Here is a 12,935-nt window from a genome sequence, read left to right on the forward strand (position 1 = left end):
CAGCAAGCGCCGGGGCATTGGATGCTTGCGCGTTGAGTTGAATAGCAACGCAAAATAAAGAAACCGGCACCGCAGGCGCGATGCCGGCACTCGTTATGGCAGATTACAGAGCGTTCAGAGCGGCGTCGTAGTTGGGTTCGTCTTTAATGTCGCCAACCAGTTCGCTGTGCAGCACCTTGTTGTTCTCGTCCAGAACAATCACCGCGCGGGCGCACAAACCTGCTAACGGGCCGGTTTGCATAGCAACGCCGTAGTCCTGCTGAAAGCTGTAGTTGCGGAAGCTGGACAGGGAAATGACGTTGTCCAGGCCTTCGGCGCCACAGAAACGGGCAAAGGCAAAGGGCAAGTCTGCGGAAATCACCAACACCACGGTGTTGTCGAGATCAGCGGCTTTTTCGTTGAATTTTCGGGTAGATGCGGCACACACGCCGGTATCTATGCTGGGGAAAATACTCAGAATTTTACGCTTGCCGTCCCAGCTGCTGAGTTTAACGTCTTCCAGGCTGTTGTTGGTCAGAGTAAAAGGTTGGATGGTTTCGCCAGGTTGGGGGAAGTTTCCGCTCAATTCTACGGCATCGCCGCCAAGTGTTACGTTGCTCATAACATTCTCCTTAAGGATGGAAGTGTCAGAAAAACAGACTTTATAATACCGGTGAACTTACTCTTTCTAGTCTAAATTGGATGCATTTGCACGTTTTCGGCCGCCAGGCGCCCTATTAAACACTCGCTTCCGGCTCGAAACCCGGTGCAGGGAAGCGTTGTACCAATAGTACATAGCTGGCGAGCGCGGCGAACGTCGACGTTGCAATCACCAGTGCCATCACCAGCGACGTGCCATCGTGTAGGTAGCCTACCAGAGCACCGGAACCGGCGGCTATGGTCATCTGTGCGAAGCCGAACAGCGAAGAAGCTGACCCTGCCATGCGCGGGAAATTTGCCAGTGCGCCGGCCATGGTCTGGGGCAGTACCATACCGGTGCCGCATAGAATTACCGCCTGGGGCAGCATAACCGCCCATACCGAATACACCTCAGCCAGCGCCAATGATGCCATAACGGTGCCACCGGCCGCAGCCAGTAAAATACCACGGAGCAAGATCTGATCGGGTGACAGGCGTGTGCCCAAGCGCACCGCCAGCAGGTTGCCCACTATGTAGCCGGCCACCACAAAGGCAAAGTAGAGCCCGAAGTGCTGCGGCGACACCCCCAGAAAGTCGATGAGTACGAAGGACGAGCCGGAAATAAAGGCGAACAGGCTTGAATACATCAGGCTGTTGGTCAGGGTATAACCCAGAAAGCTGATGTCGGTGCCAATCAGGCGATAGTTCTTCAGCAGTGATGAAGGCCGAAGTGGCTGGCGGTATTCCGGGCGCATGGGTTCGGGTATGCCGATAGCAACAATGGCCATCATTGCCAGGGCGTAACCGGCCAGCACGTAAAAAATCGATGCCCAACCCAGATGGGTCACCATTACGCCGCCAATGGTGGGAGCCAGCGCCGGAGCCAGGGCCATAATGCTGGCCAGAATGGCCATGATGCGAGCTGATTGTTGTGGCGTGTAAATATCGCGCACCGCAGCGCGCCCCAGTACCGGGCCGGCCGAACCCCCAAGCGCCTGCAAAAAGCGAAACAGCATCAGGCTGTCAACGTTGGTGGCGCGGGCACAGCCAATACTGGCGAGGGCAAATATAAAGAAGCCGGCAATCATGATGGGTTTGCGGCCAAAGCGATCGGCCAAGGGGCCACAAAACAACTGCGCCATGGCAAAACCGGCCAGATAAAAGCTCAGAGTAAGCTGAACATCGCCGATGCTGGCGTTCAGGTCGCTGCCAATCTGCGGCAGTGCCGGCAGGTACATATCGGTTGCCAATGGCCCCAGCGCCACCGCGGCAGCTAATAATATGGTGGTCCAGATACTGGTTAAGGCAAGCATGACATATTCCGTAAAAGCGTTGATTCGGGCAGGCAGTTTACGGATTTAAAGGCAGCGGGTAAGCCGGTCAGTTGTCATACAACCTATGAATGATATCGATTGATTATTGCGTCATTCCATTCATGGTGGCCGCCACCGCGTTTATCTGGTTGCGCAACCAGCGGTGGGCAGCATCGTTCTGATAGCGCTGGTGCCAGATCATCAACAGGGTAAAGGGCTTGTAGTCGAAGGGCAGTGGCACCCAGGCGGCCCGCGACAACAGCTGCTGACCCATACGTTCCGGCGCCACTGCCAACATGTCGGTACCGTATAAAAGGCTGGCAAGGGCCGAGAAGTTCGACACGCTCACTCTCTTGGTGCGGCGCAGATTGCGTGCGTTCAAGGCTTGGTCCAGCCCCGGTTGTTCAGCGGAACCCAGCATCAGGCTGATGTGATCGGCTTTGAGAAAATCTGCCAGGGTATGAGGCGGCTCGCGCCGGGCCGGATCATAAAATACCACCATACGGTCGGCCATCAGGCCACGTTGCATAATATCGCCGGCTTCTGGCGGGTGAGGCGACACAATCAGATCGCAGGCTTCCTGGCGTAACAGCTCGGCGCTGGGAATGCCGGCAGCAATCACCTGCAGGCGAATGCCCGGCGCCTGCTCACGCAGAATGGCCAGCAAGCCGGGCAACAGAAGGTCGCGCTCGTAATCGTTGGCGGCGATAGTAAACACCATATCGGCGGTTTGCGGGCTGAACGGCGGGCCGGAAGACAGCGCGCGCAAATCATCCAGCACCTGGCGAATATGCGGGCCGGCCTGTTGGGCGTAGCGGGTAGGGGTAATGCCACGCCCGGATTTCACAAACAGCGGATCACCCAAAGCCTGGCGTAAGCGTTCCAGGGTGTGGCTGACGGCTGACTGGCTGACCCCAAGCGTTACTGCGGCCCGCGATACGCTGCCTTCGTCCAGCACCACCAAAAAGGTGGCCAGGGCGCGCAGGTCCAGATTGAAAGGTTCAACAGGGTTCATCAGCGGGAGTCCGTTTGTGTTGCCATAATGGTGCCACAATAACGCAATTACGATACCACGCTGTTAACAGTAGAAGGCATTCGCCTCTGCCCAAGACCTAACGTGGTTGTTATGATTAGCCAACTTGAAATTTCAAAATGGAATGAACCCATGCTCAGTTTTTTACCTGCGCCGGTGATTGGTGTACTGAACTCGTTGCTGTTGTTACTGAACACCCTGGTGTGGTGCCTGTTGTTATATATTCCGGCGCTGTTGAAGCTGATTATTCCCCACAAGGGGTTTGGTGTGCTGTGCACCAAGCTGATTATTCGCGTGGCCGAAATTTGGGTAGCGTGTAACAGTGGCTGGATGAAACTCACCCAGGGCACCCGCTGGGAAGTGACCGGGGCCGACGAGCTGAAGCAGGAAAGCTGGTATCTGGTGCTTAGTAACCACCAGAGCTGGGTGGATATTCTGGCCATGCAGCGGGTTTTTCACGGCAAGGCACCGTTTCTGAAGTTCTTTCTGAAGCAGCAGCTGGTGTGGGTACCGGTGATCGGCTTGGCCTGGTGGGGGCTGGATTTCCCGTTCATGAAGCGCTATTCGCGCCAGTATCTGGTAAAGCACCCCGAAAAACGCGGTGAAGATATGAAAGCCACCCGCCGCGCGTGCGAGAAGTTCCAGCACACGCCCGTCAGCATTATGAACTTCGTAGAAGGCACGCGCTTTACGCCGGCCAAGCACGCCGCCCAAAAATCACCCTATATTCACCTGTTACCGCCCAAAGCTGGCGGTGTCGGTTTTGTGTTAGACGCTATGGGTGACTCCGTCAAAACATTGGTGGATTTGACCATTGCCTACCCCGGCGGTGCGCCGACCTTCTGGCGGTTCTTGTGTGGCCAGGTACCAGAAATCAAAATGGAAATTCACACCGTGGCCATTCCCGACAACCTGAAAGGCCGCGACTACATGGCCGACTCTGAATACCGCCGCAACGTAAAGCTTTGGCTTGCCGAACAGTGGCAAGCCAAAGACCAGCGCCTTACGCAGATGCTGGGACAGGCTCCTGCTTCGGCTCCTGCAGCGTCAGATTGATCTGACGGCGTTCGTCATCCACCCCGGCCAGGCGCACGGTAACGGCCTGGTCGAGTTGGAAGATGCGGCCATTTTTGTTGTGAATCAGACGCAGGGTGACCGGGTCAAAACTGTATTTGCCATCCAGGTCACGGCAGCTGACAAACCCTTCCAAACCGTTGCAATTTAAGCGTACAAAAAAGCCGGCGGGAATGGTGCGGCTGATAACGCCGCCCATATCGTCGTCGCCCAGGGTTTTTGCAAATTCGCTTTTAAGCCAGTTCTCTACGCCGTTGGCGGCCTGGCGAGCCTGTATCAGGGTCGCCTGAAGTGTGCTGAGTGCGTTGTTGTCCAATTCTTCTAGCGGCGCCTGCCAGATCAGTGACTTGATCACCCGGTGCACGTAAAAGTCAGTGAACCTGCGTAGCGGCGAGGTAAACGTGGTGTAGGCAGCAAGCCCCATACCCTGGTGCGGTGCGGGACTGAAAGCCAGCTCGGCGCGGGCCAGTTGGCGCGCGACAATGGATTTCACCGGGGCATCCGTGTTCAGGCTGTCGGCGGTTTTCATCAGTGTTTTGAAACTTTCTGCCTGGGCAACGTCCAGCTCTGCAAGCTGGGGCGCGTGTTGTTCCAGCAGCTTGCGGATGTTGTCGTGACGGTCGGCGCGCAGGCCGCTGTGACAAATAAACAGGCCCTTGTTGTGCTGTGAAAGAAAGTCGGCGGCGCAGCGGTTGGCCGCCACCATGCATTCTTCTACCAGGCGATGGGCTTCATTTTGAACCGTCGGTTCGATGCTGCGAATCCGGCGGTTTTCGTCCAGCCGCAGGCGGAAGTCCGTGCGGTCACCACTAATCAGAGCGTGTTCGACGCGCCAGCGACGCAGCGCCGTAGCGGCTTGGTGCAGCTGGTCGAGGCTGTTAGACACAGTTGGCGACAGAGCTTTAATGTCGTCGTCTTCGCGGCCGTCAATCAAGTTGGCAACCAGTTCATAGCTGAGCTTGCCGTGGGAGCGGATGCTGGCCTGGTGAAAGCTGTAATCGCCCAGACTGCCATCGTTGTTAACCTGCAGATCGCATATCAAAGCCAGGCGCGTAACGTCAGGCTGAAGCGAACACAGGCGGGTGCTGGCGGCGTCGGGCAGCATCGGCAGCGGCTCGCCCGGGAAGTAAATGGCAGTGGCACGGCGCATGGCTTCGCGCTCGGTGGCGCTGCCTGGCTCAATCAGTGCGGTGGGGTCGGCAATCGCAATCGACAGCGCCCAGCCGGTGGCATTTGGCACCGCCATCAGGGCGTCGTCCATGTCTTGGGTGCCGGGGCTGTCAATGGTGACATAGGGCTGCGAGCAGCGGTCTTCGCGGCCGGCGCTGTGCGCGGCTATGGCGTCTTCACTGAGTGCCTGGGCGTGTTGCTGCACTGCCTCTGGCCAGGCGTCGGACAAATCAAAGCCGGCCATGGTCAGCGCCCGTTCAATACCGGCGTCGCCGGCCTGGCCTATTACCCGCAGTACCCTGGCCTGGCCTTTGCCGTCTTTGATCGGATGGCGGTGCAGGCGGCAATATATGTAATCACCGGGCTGGGCATCGTTTCGCTCTTTTGGCGGTATGAAAATCCAGCGGTTAATGCCCGCGGTTTCCGGCACCACAAAGTGACCTTTGCCCTTGACCTGGTAGCGGCCTACGAAGGTATCCAGCGAGCTGTTCAGCAGCTCTTCCACCAAGCCTTGGGTTTTGCCTTTCTCGACATCCTGTTCGGTGATGGTGATGCGGTCGCCAGGAAGCACTTTTTGCATTTCCTCGGGCGGAAGAAACACATCTCTGCCGTCATCCAGGGCAACAAAGCCAAAGCGGCCATTGGTTGCTTTTACGGTGCCGGGCAAGACCACTTTGTGTTCTTCGATATCGGATTTCAGCTGGCGCAACTGGCTGAGAGCGTCGGCATTGAGCATGAAGTAACCTGGCTGATAAAAAATGAATGTTGCCGCGCAGTATAACTGTAAAGGTGCAATGAGTCAGACCCGTTCGGCAATGAAAGCGTGACTGATGCTTTATTTGTTGGGTCAGCCCGGGATTTGATGGTCTTTATGTGCGGCCTGTTACATAACGCCAGAACCGAAATTATGCCGACCGGCGCATTGGCCGGCCGGCGTAACCGCACCCCGAAATATCGCGGCAATCAGTTGTGTTCGGCGAACACCCGGGTCTGGCCGTTGGCGTTGAATAACAGCACTTGGTAGGGGTCTTTGCGATCGCCCATTTCCATTCCCGGTGAGCCTGCAGGCATGCCCGGCACGCTCAAGCCGCGGGCTTGGGGCGTTTGGCTTAACAGGCGCTTGATGTCGTCCGCAGGCACGTGGCCTTCAATCACGTAGTCGTCGATAAACGCGGTGTGGCAACTTGCCAAAGCCGGTGTCAGACCGGCTTCGATTTTCACCGGCGTAACATTGTCGACTTCGCTGACGTCTACCTCAAAGCCGTTATCCTCTAGATGCTTTACCCAGTCGGTGCAACAGCCACAGGTGGGCGACTTGTAAACGTGAATGTTGCGCTCAGTTTCAGCGCTGACCAGAGCCGAGCCAAAGCTGAGGCTGGCGCCAAGAATAATGGCCAATGTGCGTTGTTTCATCGTTTTTACCTTTGTGTTTTGGAGTCAGTTGTGGCGAGCCAGAACCACCAGACGACGGCGGCCATCAACGCTAAACCTGTGAGGTTGACCAGAAAAGATGTCATTGGTTCTGTTCCTGATTGGCTGAGTTGTTTATTTTATGACTGGTTTTGAACATTCGTAAACGATTGGCGTTGGTGACCACGGTGACCGACGACATCGACATGGCTGCACCGGCAATGATCGGGCTTAACAAAATGCCCCACACCGGATACAGCAGGCCGGCGGCAATGGGGATACCCAGGCTGTTGTAAATAAACGCGCCGAACAGATTCTGGTGAATGTTCTTCACCGTGGCGCGGGATATTTCTATGGCGTCGGGAACCCCGTGCAGGGACCCGCGCATCAGAGTAATGGCGGCGCTTTCAATGGCTACGTCGGTGCCGGTACCAATGGCAAAGCCCACATCGGCGGCGGCCAGAGCAGGGGCATCGTTAATGCCGTCACCCACCATGGCGACTGTGTAGCCCTTTTTACGCATGTCATTAACCACGTCGGCTTTGTCTTCCGGCAACACTTCGGCGCGGTAATCGTCAATACCGGCGCTGGCGCAGATGGCTTTGGCGGTGGCGTCCACATCACCAGTGACCATCATCACTTTGATGCCAGCTTGGTGCAGCCGTTCAATGGCGGCCCGGGAATCGGACTTGATGGCATCGGCAACGCCAATGACGCCTAGCACTCGGGTGCCCAAGGCTACAAACAACGGGGTGCCGGCGTTGTCGGTTATGCTGCGGGCGGCCTGGTCCAATGGGGTGACATCCAACCCTTCATCTTCCAGCCAGCGCCGGTTGCCCAGGCGCAGGGTGTCGCCGTTGTGTTCCCCGGCTACGCCCTTGCCATTAAGGCTGTCAAAGCCGGTTATGTCGGCCGGTTGGAGTTTGTTCTGCTGGGCTTTTTCCATGATGGCGTAAGCCAGCGGGTGTTCGGAATGCTGTTCCAGACCGGCGGCCAGGGCCAGCAGGTGGCTTTCGTCACCCTCTACTACGACATGCACTTGGGTAACCGCAGGTTTGCCTGCTGTGATAGTGCCGGTTTTATCCAGAATCACCAGATTGATTTTGCCGGCTGTTTGCAGAGCTTCACCCTGGCGGATCAGCGCGCCGTATTCGGCGGCTTTGCCGACGCCAACCATCACCGACATAGGCGTGGCAAGGCCCAAGGCGCAGGGACAGGCGATGATCAGTACGGTGGTGGCGGCCACCATCATGTGCGCAATCACCGGGTCTGGGCCCAAGTTGTACCAGGCCAGCGCCGCTGCGATAGCAATCAGCATCACGCTGGGCACAAATACCGAGGAGATTTTATCCGCCAGGCGGCCTATCGAGGGCTTCGAGCCCTGAGCTTTTTTCACCAGGCGAATAATCTGCGCCAGGGCAGTGTCGCTGCCTACCCGTGTGGCTTCGTACACAATACTGCCACGGGTGTTCAAGGTGCCGGCAGACACTTCGTCGCCCTCGGCTTTACTGACCGGCATGGGTTCGCCAGTAAGCATGCTTTCATCAATGCGGGTGTTGCCCTCGCGCACCACCCCGTCCACCGGCAGCTGTTCACCGGGCCGAACGCGAATCTGGTCGCCTTTACGCACCTGTTCTATAGGCAGGTCCTGCTCCTGGCCGTCGCGGATCACACGGGCGGTTTTGGCGCGCAAGTCCAGTAGCCGGCGCACGGCTTCAGAGGTTTTGCCTTTGGCCCGCAGCTCTAGGGCCTGGCCCAGATTGATTAGGCCGATGATCATCGCCGAGGCTTCAAAATACACGTGGCGCGCCATCTCCGGCAGCGCTTCGGGGAAGACTGCCACTACCATGGAATAAATCCAGGCGGTGCCGGTACCGAGGGCCACCAGGGTGTCCATATTGGCGTTGTGATGAACAAAGGCCTTCCAGGCGCTGGTAAAAAAATGGCTGCCGGCGGCAATCATCACGCCCAGGGTCAGAATGCCCAGGTTGATCCAGGTGGTCTGGTTACCGGCATCTACGGTCATCGAGCCGAAACCCATGCCCCAGACCATCAGGCCAACACCCAGTGACAGACTGACCGCCATTTTTACCAGCAAGGTGCGGTAGCGTTCGCGATCCTGCTGCTGACGGTTTTCATCTGCGGCGTCTGGGTCTTCAATCACGCTGGCGCCGTAGCCGGCACTTTCGATGGCGTTTATTAGCGCTTGCGGGGCTACTTGGCCGCTGGCAGTGGCGGTGTTGTCGGCCAGGTTCATGTGGGCGTGGGTAACGCCGCTGACCGATTTCAGAGCTTTTTCTATGGTACTGACGCAAGACGCGCAGGTGGCGCCGGTGACCGCCAGTTGAATGCCATCGTTGCTGTCATTGTTCGCGTTGCTATTGCTGGCGGCGCTGGCCGGCTTTGGCACAGGGGCGCCTGGCTCATCAGCATCACTTTTTTCGCTGCGACAGGATGGCGTTGTGTTGCTGGCACAGCAGCTTTTGACGACGGTGGATCCGGCATCAAGAATCTGCGCCGGGAAGCCCGCTTCGGTGATTCGGCGGGCGGCGTCGGCGGGGTCAATGCTTGGGGGTAAGGTGACAGTTTTTTGCTCTATGTTCACATCCACCGCGGCGCTGTCGTCGACCAAAGGTGCTAATGCCACGCGGATTTTACGGGCGCAGCCCTGGCAGGTGGCACCGGCAATGCTGAGCCGGTTTTCGGTGTTAGCGGCTGTGCTGTCCATGATTCAGGATTCCTCCGTCAGACCAGGCTCGGCCTGATCCCAGTGTTCAATTAAACGGCAGATGGTATGGCCGTCCGGCGTGCCATCGGGCATGCCTTGCCAGGCGTCCAGAGCTTTTCGCATGCGCTGGTGCAGCTGCTGGAGCTCGTCAATCTGGCGTTCAACATCAATCAGGCGCTGTTCAAACATGCTGCGCACCATAGGGCAGGGGGAATGTTTGTCGTCAGCCTGATTCAGAATGTTGCGGATCTCGGGTAGGGAAAAACCGAGCTGGCGGGCCTTACGGGCAAAGCGCAGGCGACGCAGGTCTTCGCTGGAGAACTGTTGGTAGTTGTTCGCCGGATCGCGGCTGGGTGCCAGTAGTTTTTCGCGGGTGTAGAAGCGCACAGTGTCGGGCGTTACCCCAGCGGCACGGGCCATGTCCTTTACTTTCATAAACTACCTCATCGCCTTTTACGATAAGTATAGCTTAGAACCTGTTAGCCGCTCACAGGTCAAATGTTACGAACGCGTTGTCAGCCTTTGGCGCGCAGAAAGCAGCCGCAGTGCTTGCATTGATCTGGCACCATCAGTTTGGCTTGCCAGCCCAGCTTTTCGCTACAAGCGGGACACGTCAGTTTTAGCTGCATAGCCACAATCGGCGCCACCAACACCACCAGAATGATGCCCAGCCCGCCCCAATCATCGCCGCTGGACAACCCCAACTGGCTGCTGAACACCAGAATGATGATTAATGCTGTAAAGGCGAACAGAAAATAATTGCGGTTCCAGCGTTCCCAGCGGCGCAGGCGTGCGTCTTGTTCGGTGCTCAGATAATGTGCCATGGAGTCTCGCGGTTAAAGTGGGTTTTCAGCGTGCCGTGGCTTCAGCCACTGCTCCAGCTGGTCGGCGGGAATCGGACGGCTGATCAGATAACCCTGAGCCACATCGCAGCCTTGCTGGCGCAAAAAACTGAGCTGGCTGGTAGTTTCTACGCCTTCGGCGACCACCTGGATGCCCAGGTTGTGGGCCAAATTAATAATTGCAGAGGTAATGGTGGCATCGTCCTGACGTTCGGTGACCTGGGTGATGAACGAGCGGTCAATTTTTAGCAGGTCAATCGGGAAGTCTTTGAGATAGCTCAGCGAGGAGTAGCCAACGCCGAAATCGTCAATTGCCAAGCGCACGCCAAGTTGCCGCAGGCGTTTGAGCTGGTCCAGATTGTGGTGGATATTGCTCACGAATATCTCTTCGGTTAGCTCGATTTCCAGCTGTTGCGGTGCCACACCGGTGGTCGCTAACGCCGACTGTACATAGTCCAGAAGGTCAGAATTTTCCAGTTCGCGCCCGGACAGATTCACCGCAATTTGCAGATTCTGGTAAGGGGTTCCACGCCATTCGCTGAGCTGATTGCAGGCGGCCGTCACCACCCAGCGACCAATATCGGTGATGCGTCCGCTTTCTTCGGCCAGCGGTATGAATTCACCTGGCGTCAATAATCCGCGCCGCGGATGCTGCCAGCGAATCAGCGCTTCTACGTTGTCGATGCGATTGCTGTGCAGGTTTAGCTGGGGCTGATAATATAGTACAAATTCATTATTGCTAAGGGCAAGGCTGAGATCTTTTTCCAGTTCCAGGCGCAATACTTCCCGCTCTTGCATGCCTTCGGTATAAAACTGGTAGCTGTTGCGTGCCTGCTGTTTGGCCCGGTAGAGCGCGATGTCGGTATTGCGCAACAGGGTTTCGGCGTCTGGCCCGCTTTGCGGGTATACGGCAACACCCATGGTGGCGGTAATCTGAAGTGGGTTGCCTGGCAGGCCAAAAGGTTGAGCGAAAGTCTGCTTTACTCTGCCCAGAAGGTGGATGACATCATCAACGGCGGTGACCTGCTGCTGACAGATCAGGAATTCGTCACCGCCGGCATAGGCCACCATAATACGTTCATCCGCCAGGCCACTAAGGCGCTCTGCGACCCTGCTGAGAATTTCATCGCCAACCTGATGCCCCAGCGAGTCGTTGAGCATCTGAAAACGGTCCAGGCCCAGCATGATTAAAGCTACCTGTCGTGACTTACGCTCGGCCATAGAGAGGGTGTACGAAAGATCGTCCATAAAAAAACGGCGGTTGGCCAGACCGGTGAGAGGATCGGTGGATTCCAGTCGGGCCAGATCCTGCTGGATGGCGCTGCGTTGGGCGATCTCCCGGTCCAGTTGGCTGCGGGTTTTCAGCAGTGCTTGATTGCGGCTCAAAATCCCCTGAGCCAGAAGCGTTGCCACACTGATAACCAGCCCCAGAGTCAAAAGACTGGCTAACGTGAGCCAGGCCCAGGGGCTGCGTTGGTTCTGCACCCAGGTGTGGCTGGGGCGCAACGTCAGGCTCCAGTCTATGGTGGGTAAATCCAGGGCGATCTTGCTACTGAATTCGCTACTGATAGGCAGCGACGGGTTCAGCTGAGATTCAAGCTTGCCGTCTTCGTAAATATCGACTTGAAACAGTGCCAACGCGCGGCTGTTCAGCAGGGTCTGTACCAGAAGATCTACCTGGAAAACCCCGCCGATAAGACCGTTGTTATCGTCGCCGGTACCCACCGGCGCGTAGACTACAATCCCTCTGCCACCCTGGTACAGGGGAATAACCCCTGAAACATCCACGTTGCCCGTCAGCATTGCGCTCTTCAGTGCCTGAACCCGCTCAACATTGAATGCAACTTTGTAGCCAACCAGTTCTGGCCAGTCTTTCGACTGCTCAATCCAGCGAATGTAAAAATCACGATCAATCCACTCAATTGCCTGGTAAACCCTGAAGTCTTGCAGATAGTTGCGGGCATCATTTCGCCACTGGGCTTCGGTAATTCCTCCGTTGAAGTGCAGACGATCAGCGCTGCGGCGCAGGCCCAGCAACAGGATATTGAATTCCCGCTGTAGATTGTTGGCCATTATTTCGGCCTCTGTGTTCAAATGCGCCTGAATTTGGCGACTGTCTTGCTGGCTTTGACCAAATCGCAAACCCAGGGCCAGCAATAAAAACAGGGAAAAAATAAACACCGGCAGGGCTGGATGCAAAAGCCCTTTTGCCACAACACGCTGTGTTGAATCGGTGTTTTTCATCGAGCTCTCTAGGGTCGGGGTATAAGTCGGGGTATTTCCATTTTTGGACAGCGGTCCATCACCACTTTCAGGCCCGCCTGTCGTGCGCGCTCGGCACCTTTTTGATTAATAACGCCAATTTGGAGCCACAGCGCCGGAATGTTCATGGCGATCGCCTGGTCGATCACCGTGTCAGTGCGTTGCGGAGCCAGGAACAAGTCCGCCATGTCTACCGGGACCGGCAATGACTTAAGGTCCGCATAAACGGTTTCACCCAGCAGCTGCTGGCCGGCCAGACCGGGATTAACGGGTATTACCCGGTAGCCTTGCTGTTGCAAGTAATGCATAACCTTGTGGGAGGGCCGGTTGGTTTTTTCACTGGCGCCCACCAACGCTATGGTGCGGACCTGCTGCAGAATGTCGAGAATCTGCGAATCAGACGTCTCGGGCATAGTGTAACGCTCCTGTCAAAGAAGAAAATAACAATGTAAGTGCTGCTATTTATCCAGTGTCCCGTCTGGCCA

The 12,935-nt window shown here is 56.8% G+C and carries 11 protein-coding genes; 1 reads left to right on the top strand and 10 read right to left on the bottom strand.

The features are described from left to right. Nucleotides 1-103: 103 nt before the first annotated feature. The 3 genes from tpx to ATG98_RS08970 form a co-directional block, all read right to left on the bottom strand. A complete protein-coding gene (gene tpx, locus ATG98_RS08960) occupies nucleotides 104-601 on the bottom strand; it encodes a thiol peroxidase (RefSeq protein ID WP_098422670.1) in 498 nt (165 codons plus the stop codon). A 115-nt stretch (nucleotides 602-716) separates the two neighbouring features. Next, nucleotides 717-1,931: a multidrug effflux MFS transporter gene (locus tag ATG98_RS08965; protein ID WP_098422672.1), complete on the bottom strand. Its 1,215-nt coding sequence runs from the start codon at nucleotides 1,929-1,931 to the stop codon at nucleotides 717-719. Between the two features lie 103 nt (nucleotides 1,932-2,034). Beyond that, the gene (locus ATG98_RS08970; RefSeq protein WP_098420726.1) at nucleotides 2,035-2,946 is read right to left on the bottom strand and encodes a LysR family transcriptional regulator; all 912 of its coding nucleotides are present in this window, start codon (nucleotides 2,944-2,946) and stop codon (nucleotides 2,035-2,037) included. A gap of 150 nt (nucleotides 2,947-3,096) precedes the next feature. On the opposite strand from ATG98_RS08970, the gene ATG98_RS08975 reads away from it, so the two are divergent. Next, nucleotides 3,097-4,020, top strand: a complete 924-nt coding sequence (locus ATG98_RS08975) for an acyltransferase (RefSeq protein WP_098422674.1) — start codon at nucleotides 3,097-3,099, stop codon at nucleotides 4,018-4,020. Here ATG98_RS08975 and ATG98_RS08980 read toward each other — a convergent pair. The 7 genes from ATG98_RS08980 to ATG98_RS09010 form a co-directional block, all read right to left on the bottom strand. After that, the gene (locus ATG98_RS08980) at nucleotides 3,968-5,944 is read right to left on the bottom strand and encodes a ribonuclease R family protein (protein ID WP_098422676.1); all 1,977 of its coding nucleotides are present in this window, start codon (nucleotides 5,942-5,944) and stop codon (nucleotides 3,968-3,970) included. The two genes, ATG98_RS08975 and ATG98_RS08980, sit on opposite strands and share 53 nt — an antisense overlap. Before the next feature lie 227 nt (nucleotides 5,945-6,171). After that, a complete protein-coding gene (locus ATG98_RS08985) occupies nucleotides 6,172-6,621 on the bottom strand; it encodes a DUF411 domain-containing protein (protein WP_098420728.1) in 450 nt (149 codons plus the stop codon). 100 nt (nucleotides 6,622-6,721) lie between these two features. Beyond that, a complete protein-coding gene (locus ATG98_RS08990) occupies nucleotides 6,722-9,346 on the bottom strand; it encodes a heavy metal translocating P-type ATPase (protein ID WP_098422678.1) in 2,625 nt (874 codons plus the stop codon). A 3-nt stretch (nucleotides 9,347-9,349) separates the two neighbouring features. Beyond that, on the bottom strand, nucleotides 9,350-9,781 hold the full coding sequence (locus tag ATG98_RS08995) for a MerR family transcriptional regulator (RefSeq protein WP_098420730.1): 432 nt from the start codon (nucleotides 9,779-9,781) through the stop codon (nucleotides 9,350-9,352). Nucleotides 9,782-9,861: 80 nt separating this feature from the next. Next, on the bottom strand, nucleotides 9,862-10,170 hold the full coding sequence (locus ATG98_RS09000; RefSeq protein WP_098420731.1) for a hypothetical protein: 309 nt from the start codon (nucleotides 10,168-10,170) through the stop codon (nucleotides 9,862-9,864). 12 nt (nucleotides 10,171-10,182) lie between these two features. Next, nucleotides 10,183-12,432: an EAL domain-containing protein gene (locus ATG98_RS09005; RefSeq protein ID WP_098420732.1), complete on the bottom strand. Its 2,250-nt coding sequence runs from the start codon at nucleotides 12,430-12,432 to the stop codon at nucleotides 10,183-10,185. 8 nt (nucleotides 12,433-12,440) lie between these two features. Then, nucleotides 12,441-12,863 carry a CoA-binding protein gene (locus ATG98_RS09010; protein ID WP_098422680.1) on the bottom strand — a complete coding sequence of 141 codons (423 nt, stop codon included), beginning with the start codon at nucleotides 12,861-12,863 and terminating at the stop codon, nucleotides 12,441-12,443. Between the last annotated feature and the right edge of the window lie 72 nt (nucleotides 12,864-12,935).

Origin of the sequence: Marinobacter sp. LV10R520-4, from assembly GCF_002563815.1 — a bacterium.
In the GTDB taxonomy this organism is placed as follows: domain Bacteria; phylum Pseudomonadota; class Gammaproteobacteria; order Pseudomonadales; family Oleiphilaceae; genus Marinobacter.

What these genes read in the sequence shown, in the direction of transcription:
- ATG98_RS09010 (WP_098422680.1), bottom strand. Translation starts at nt 12,863, where the DNA reads ATGCCCGAGACGTCTGATTCGCAGATTCTCGACATTCTGCAGCAGGTC.
- ATG98_RS09005 (WP_098420732.1), bottom strand. Translation starts at nt 12,432, where the DNA reads ATGAAAAACACCGATTCAACACAGCGTGTTGTGGCAAAAGGGCTTTTG.
- ATG98_RS08965 (WP_098422672.1), bottom strand. Translation starts at nt 1,931, where the DNA reads ATGCTTGCCTTAACCAGTATCTGGACCACCATATTATTAGCTGCCGCG.
- ATG98_RS08985 (WP_098420728.1), bottom strand. Translation starts at nt 6,621, where the DNA reads ATGAAACAACGCACATTGGCCATTATTCTTGGCGCCAGCCTCAGCTTT.
- ATG98_RS08970 (WP_098420726.1), bottom strand. Translation starts at nt 2,946, where the DNA reads ATGAACCCTGTTGAACCTTTCAATCTGGACCTGCGCGCCCTGGCCACC.
- ATG98_RS08990 (WP_098422678.1), bottom strand. Translation starts at nt 9,346, where the DNA reads ATGGACAGCACAGCCGCTAACACCGAAAACCGGCTCAGCATTGCCGGT.
- tpx (WP_098422670.1), bottom strand. Translation starts at nt 601, where the DNA reads ATGAGCAACGTAACACTTGGCGGCGATGCCGTAGAATTGAGCGGAAAC.
- ATG98_RS08995 (WP_098420730.1), bottom strand. Translation starts at nt 9,781, where the DNA reads ATGAAAGTAAAGGACATGGCCCGTGCCGCTGGGGTAACGCCCGACACT.
- ATG98_RS08980 (WP_098422676.1), bottom strand. Translation starts at nt 5,944, where the DNA reads ATGCTCAATGCCGACGCTCTCAGCCAGTTGCGCCAGCTGAAATCCGAT.
- ATG98_RS09000 (WP_098420731.1), bottom strand. Translation starts at nt 10,170, where the DNA reads ATGGCACATTATCTGAGCACCGAACAAGACGCACGCCTGCGCCGCTGG.
- ATG98_RS08975 (WP_098422674.1), top strand. Translation starts at nt 3,097, where the DNA reads ATGCTCAGTTTTTTACCTGCGCCGGTGATTGGTGTACTGAACTCGTTG.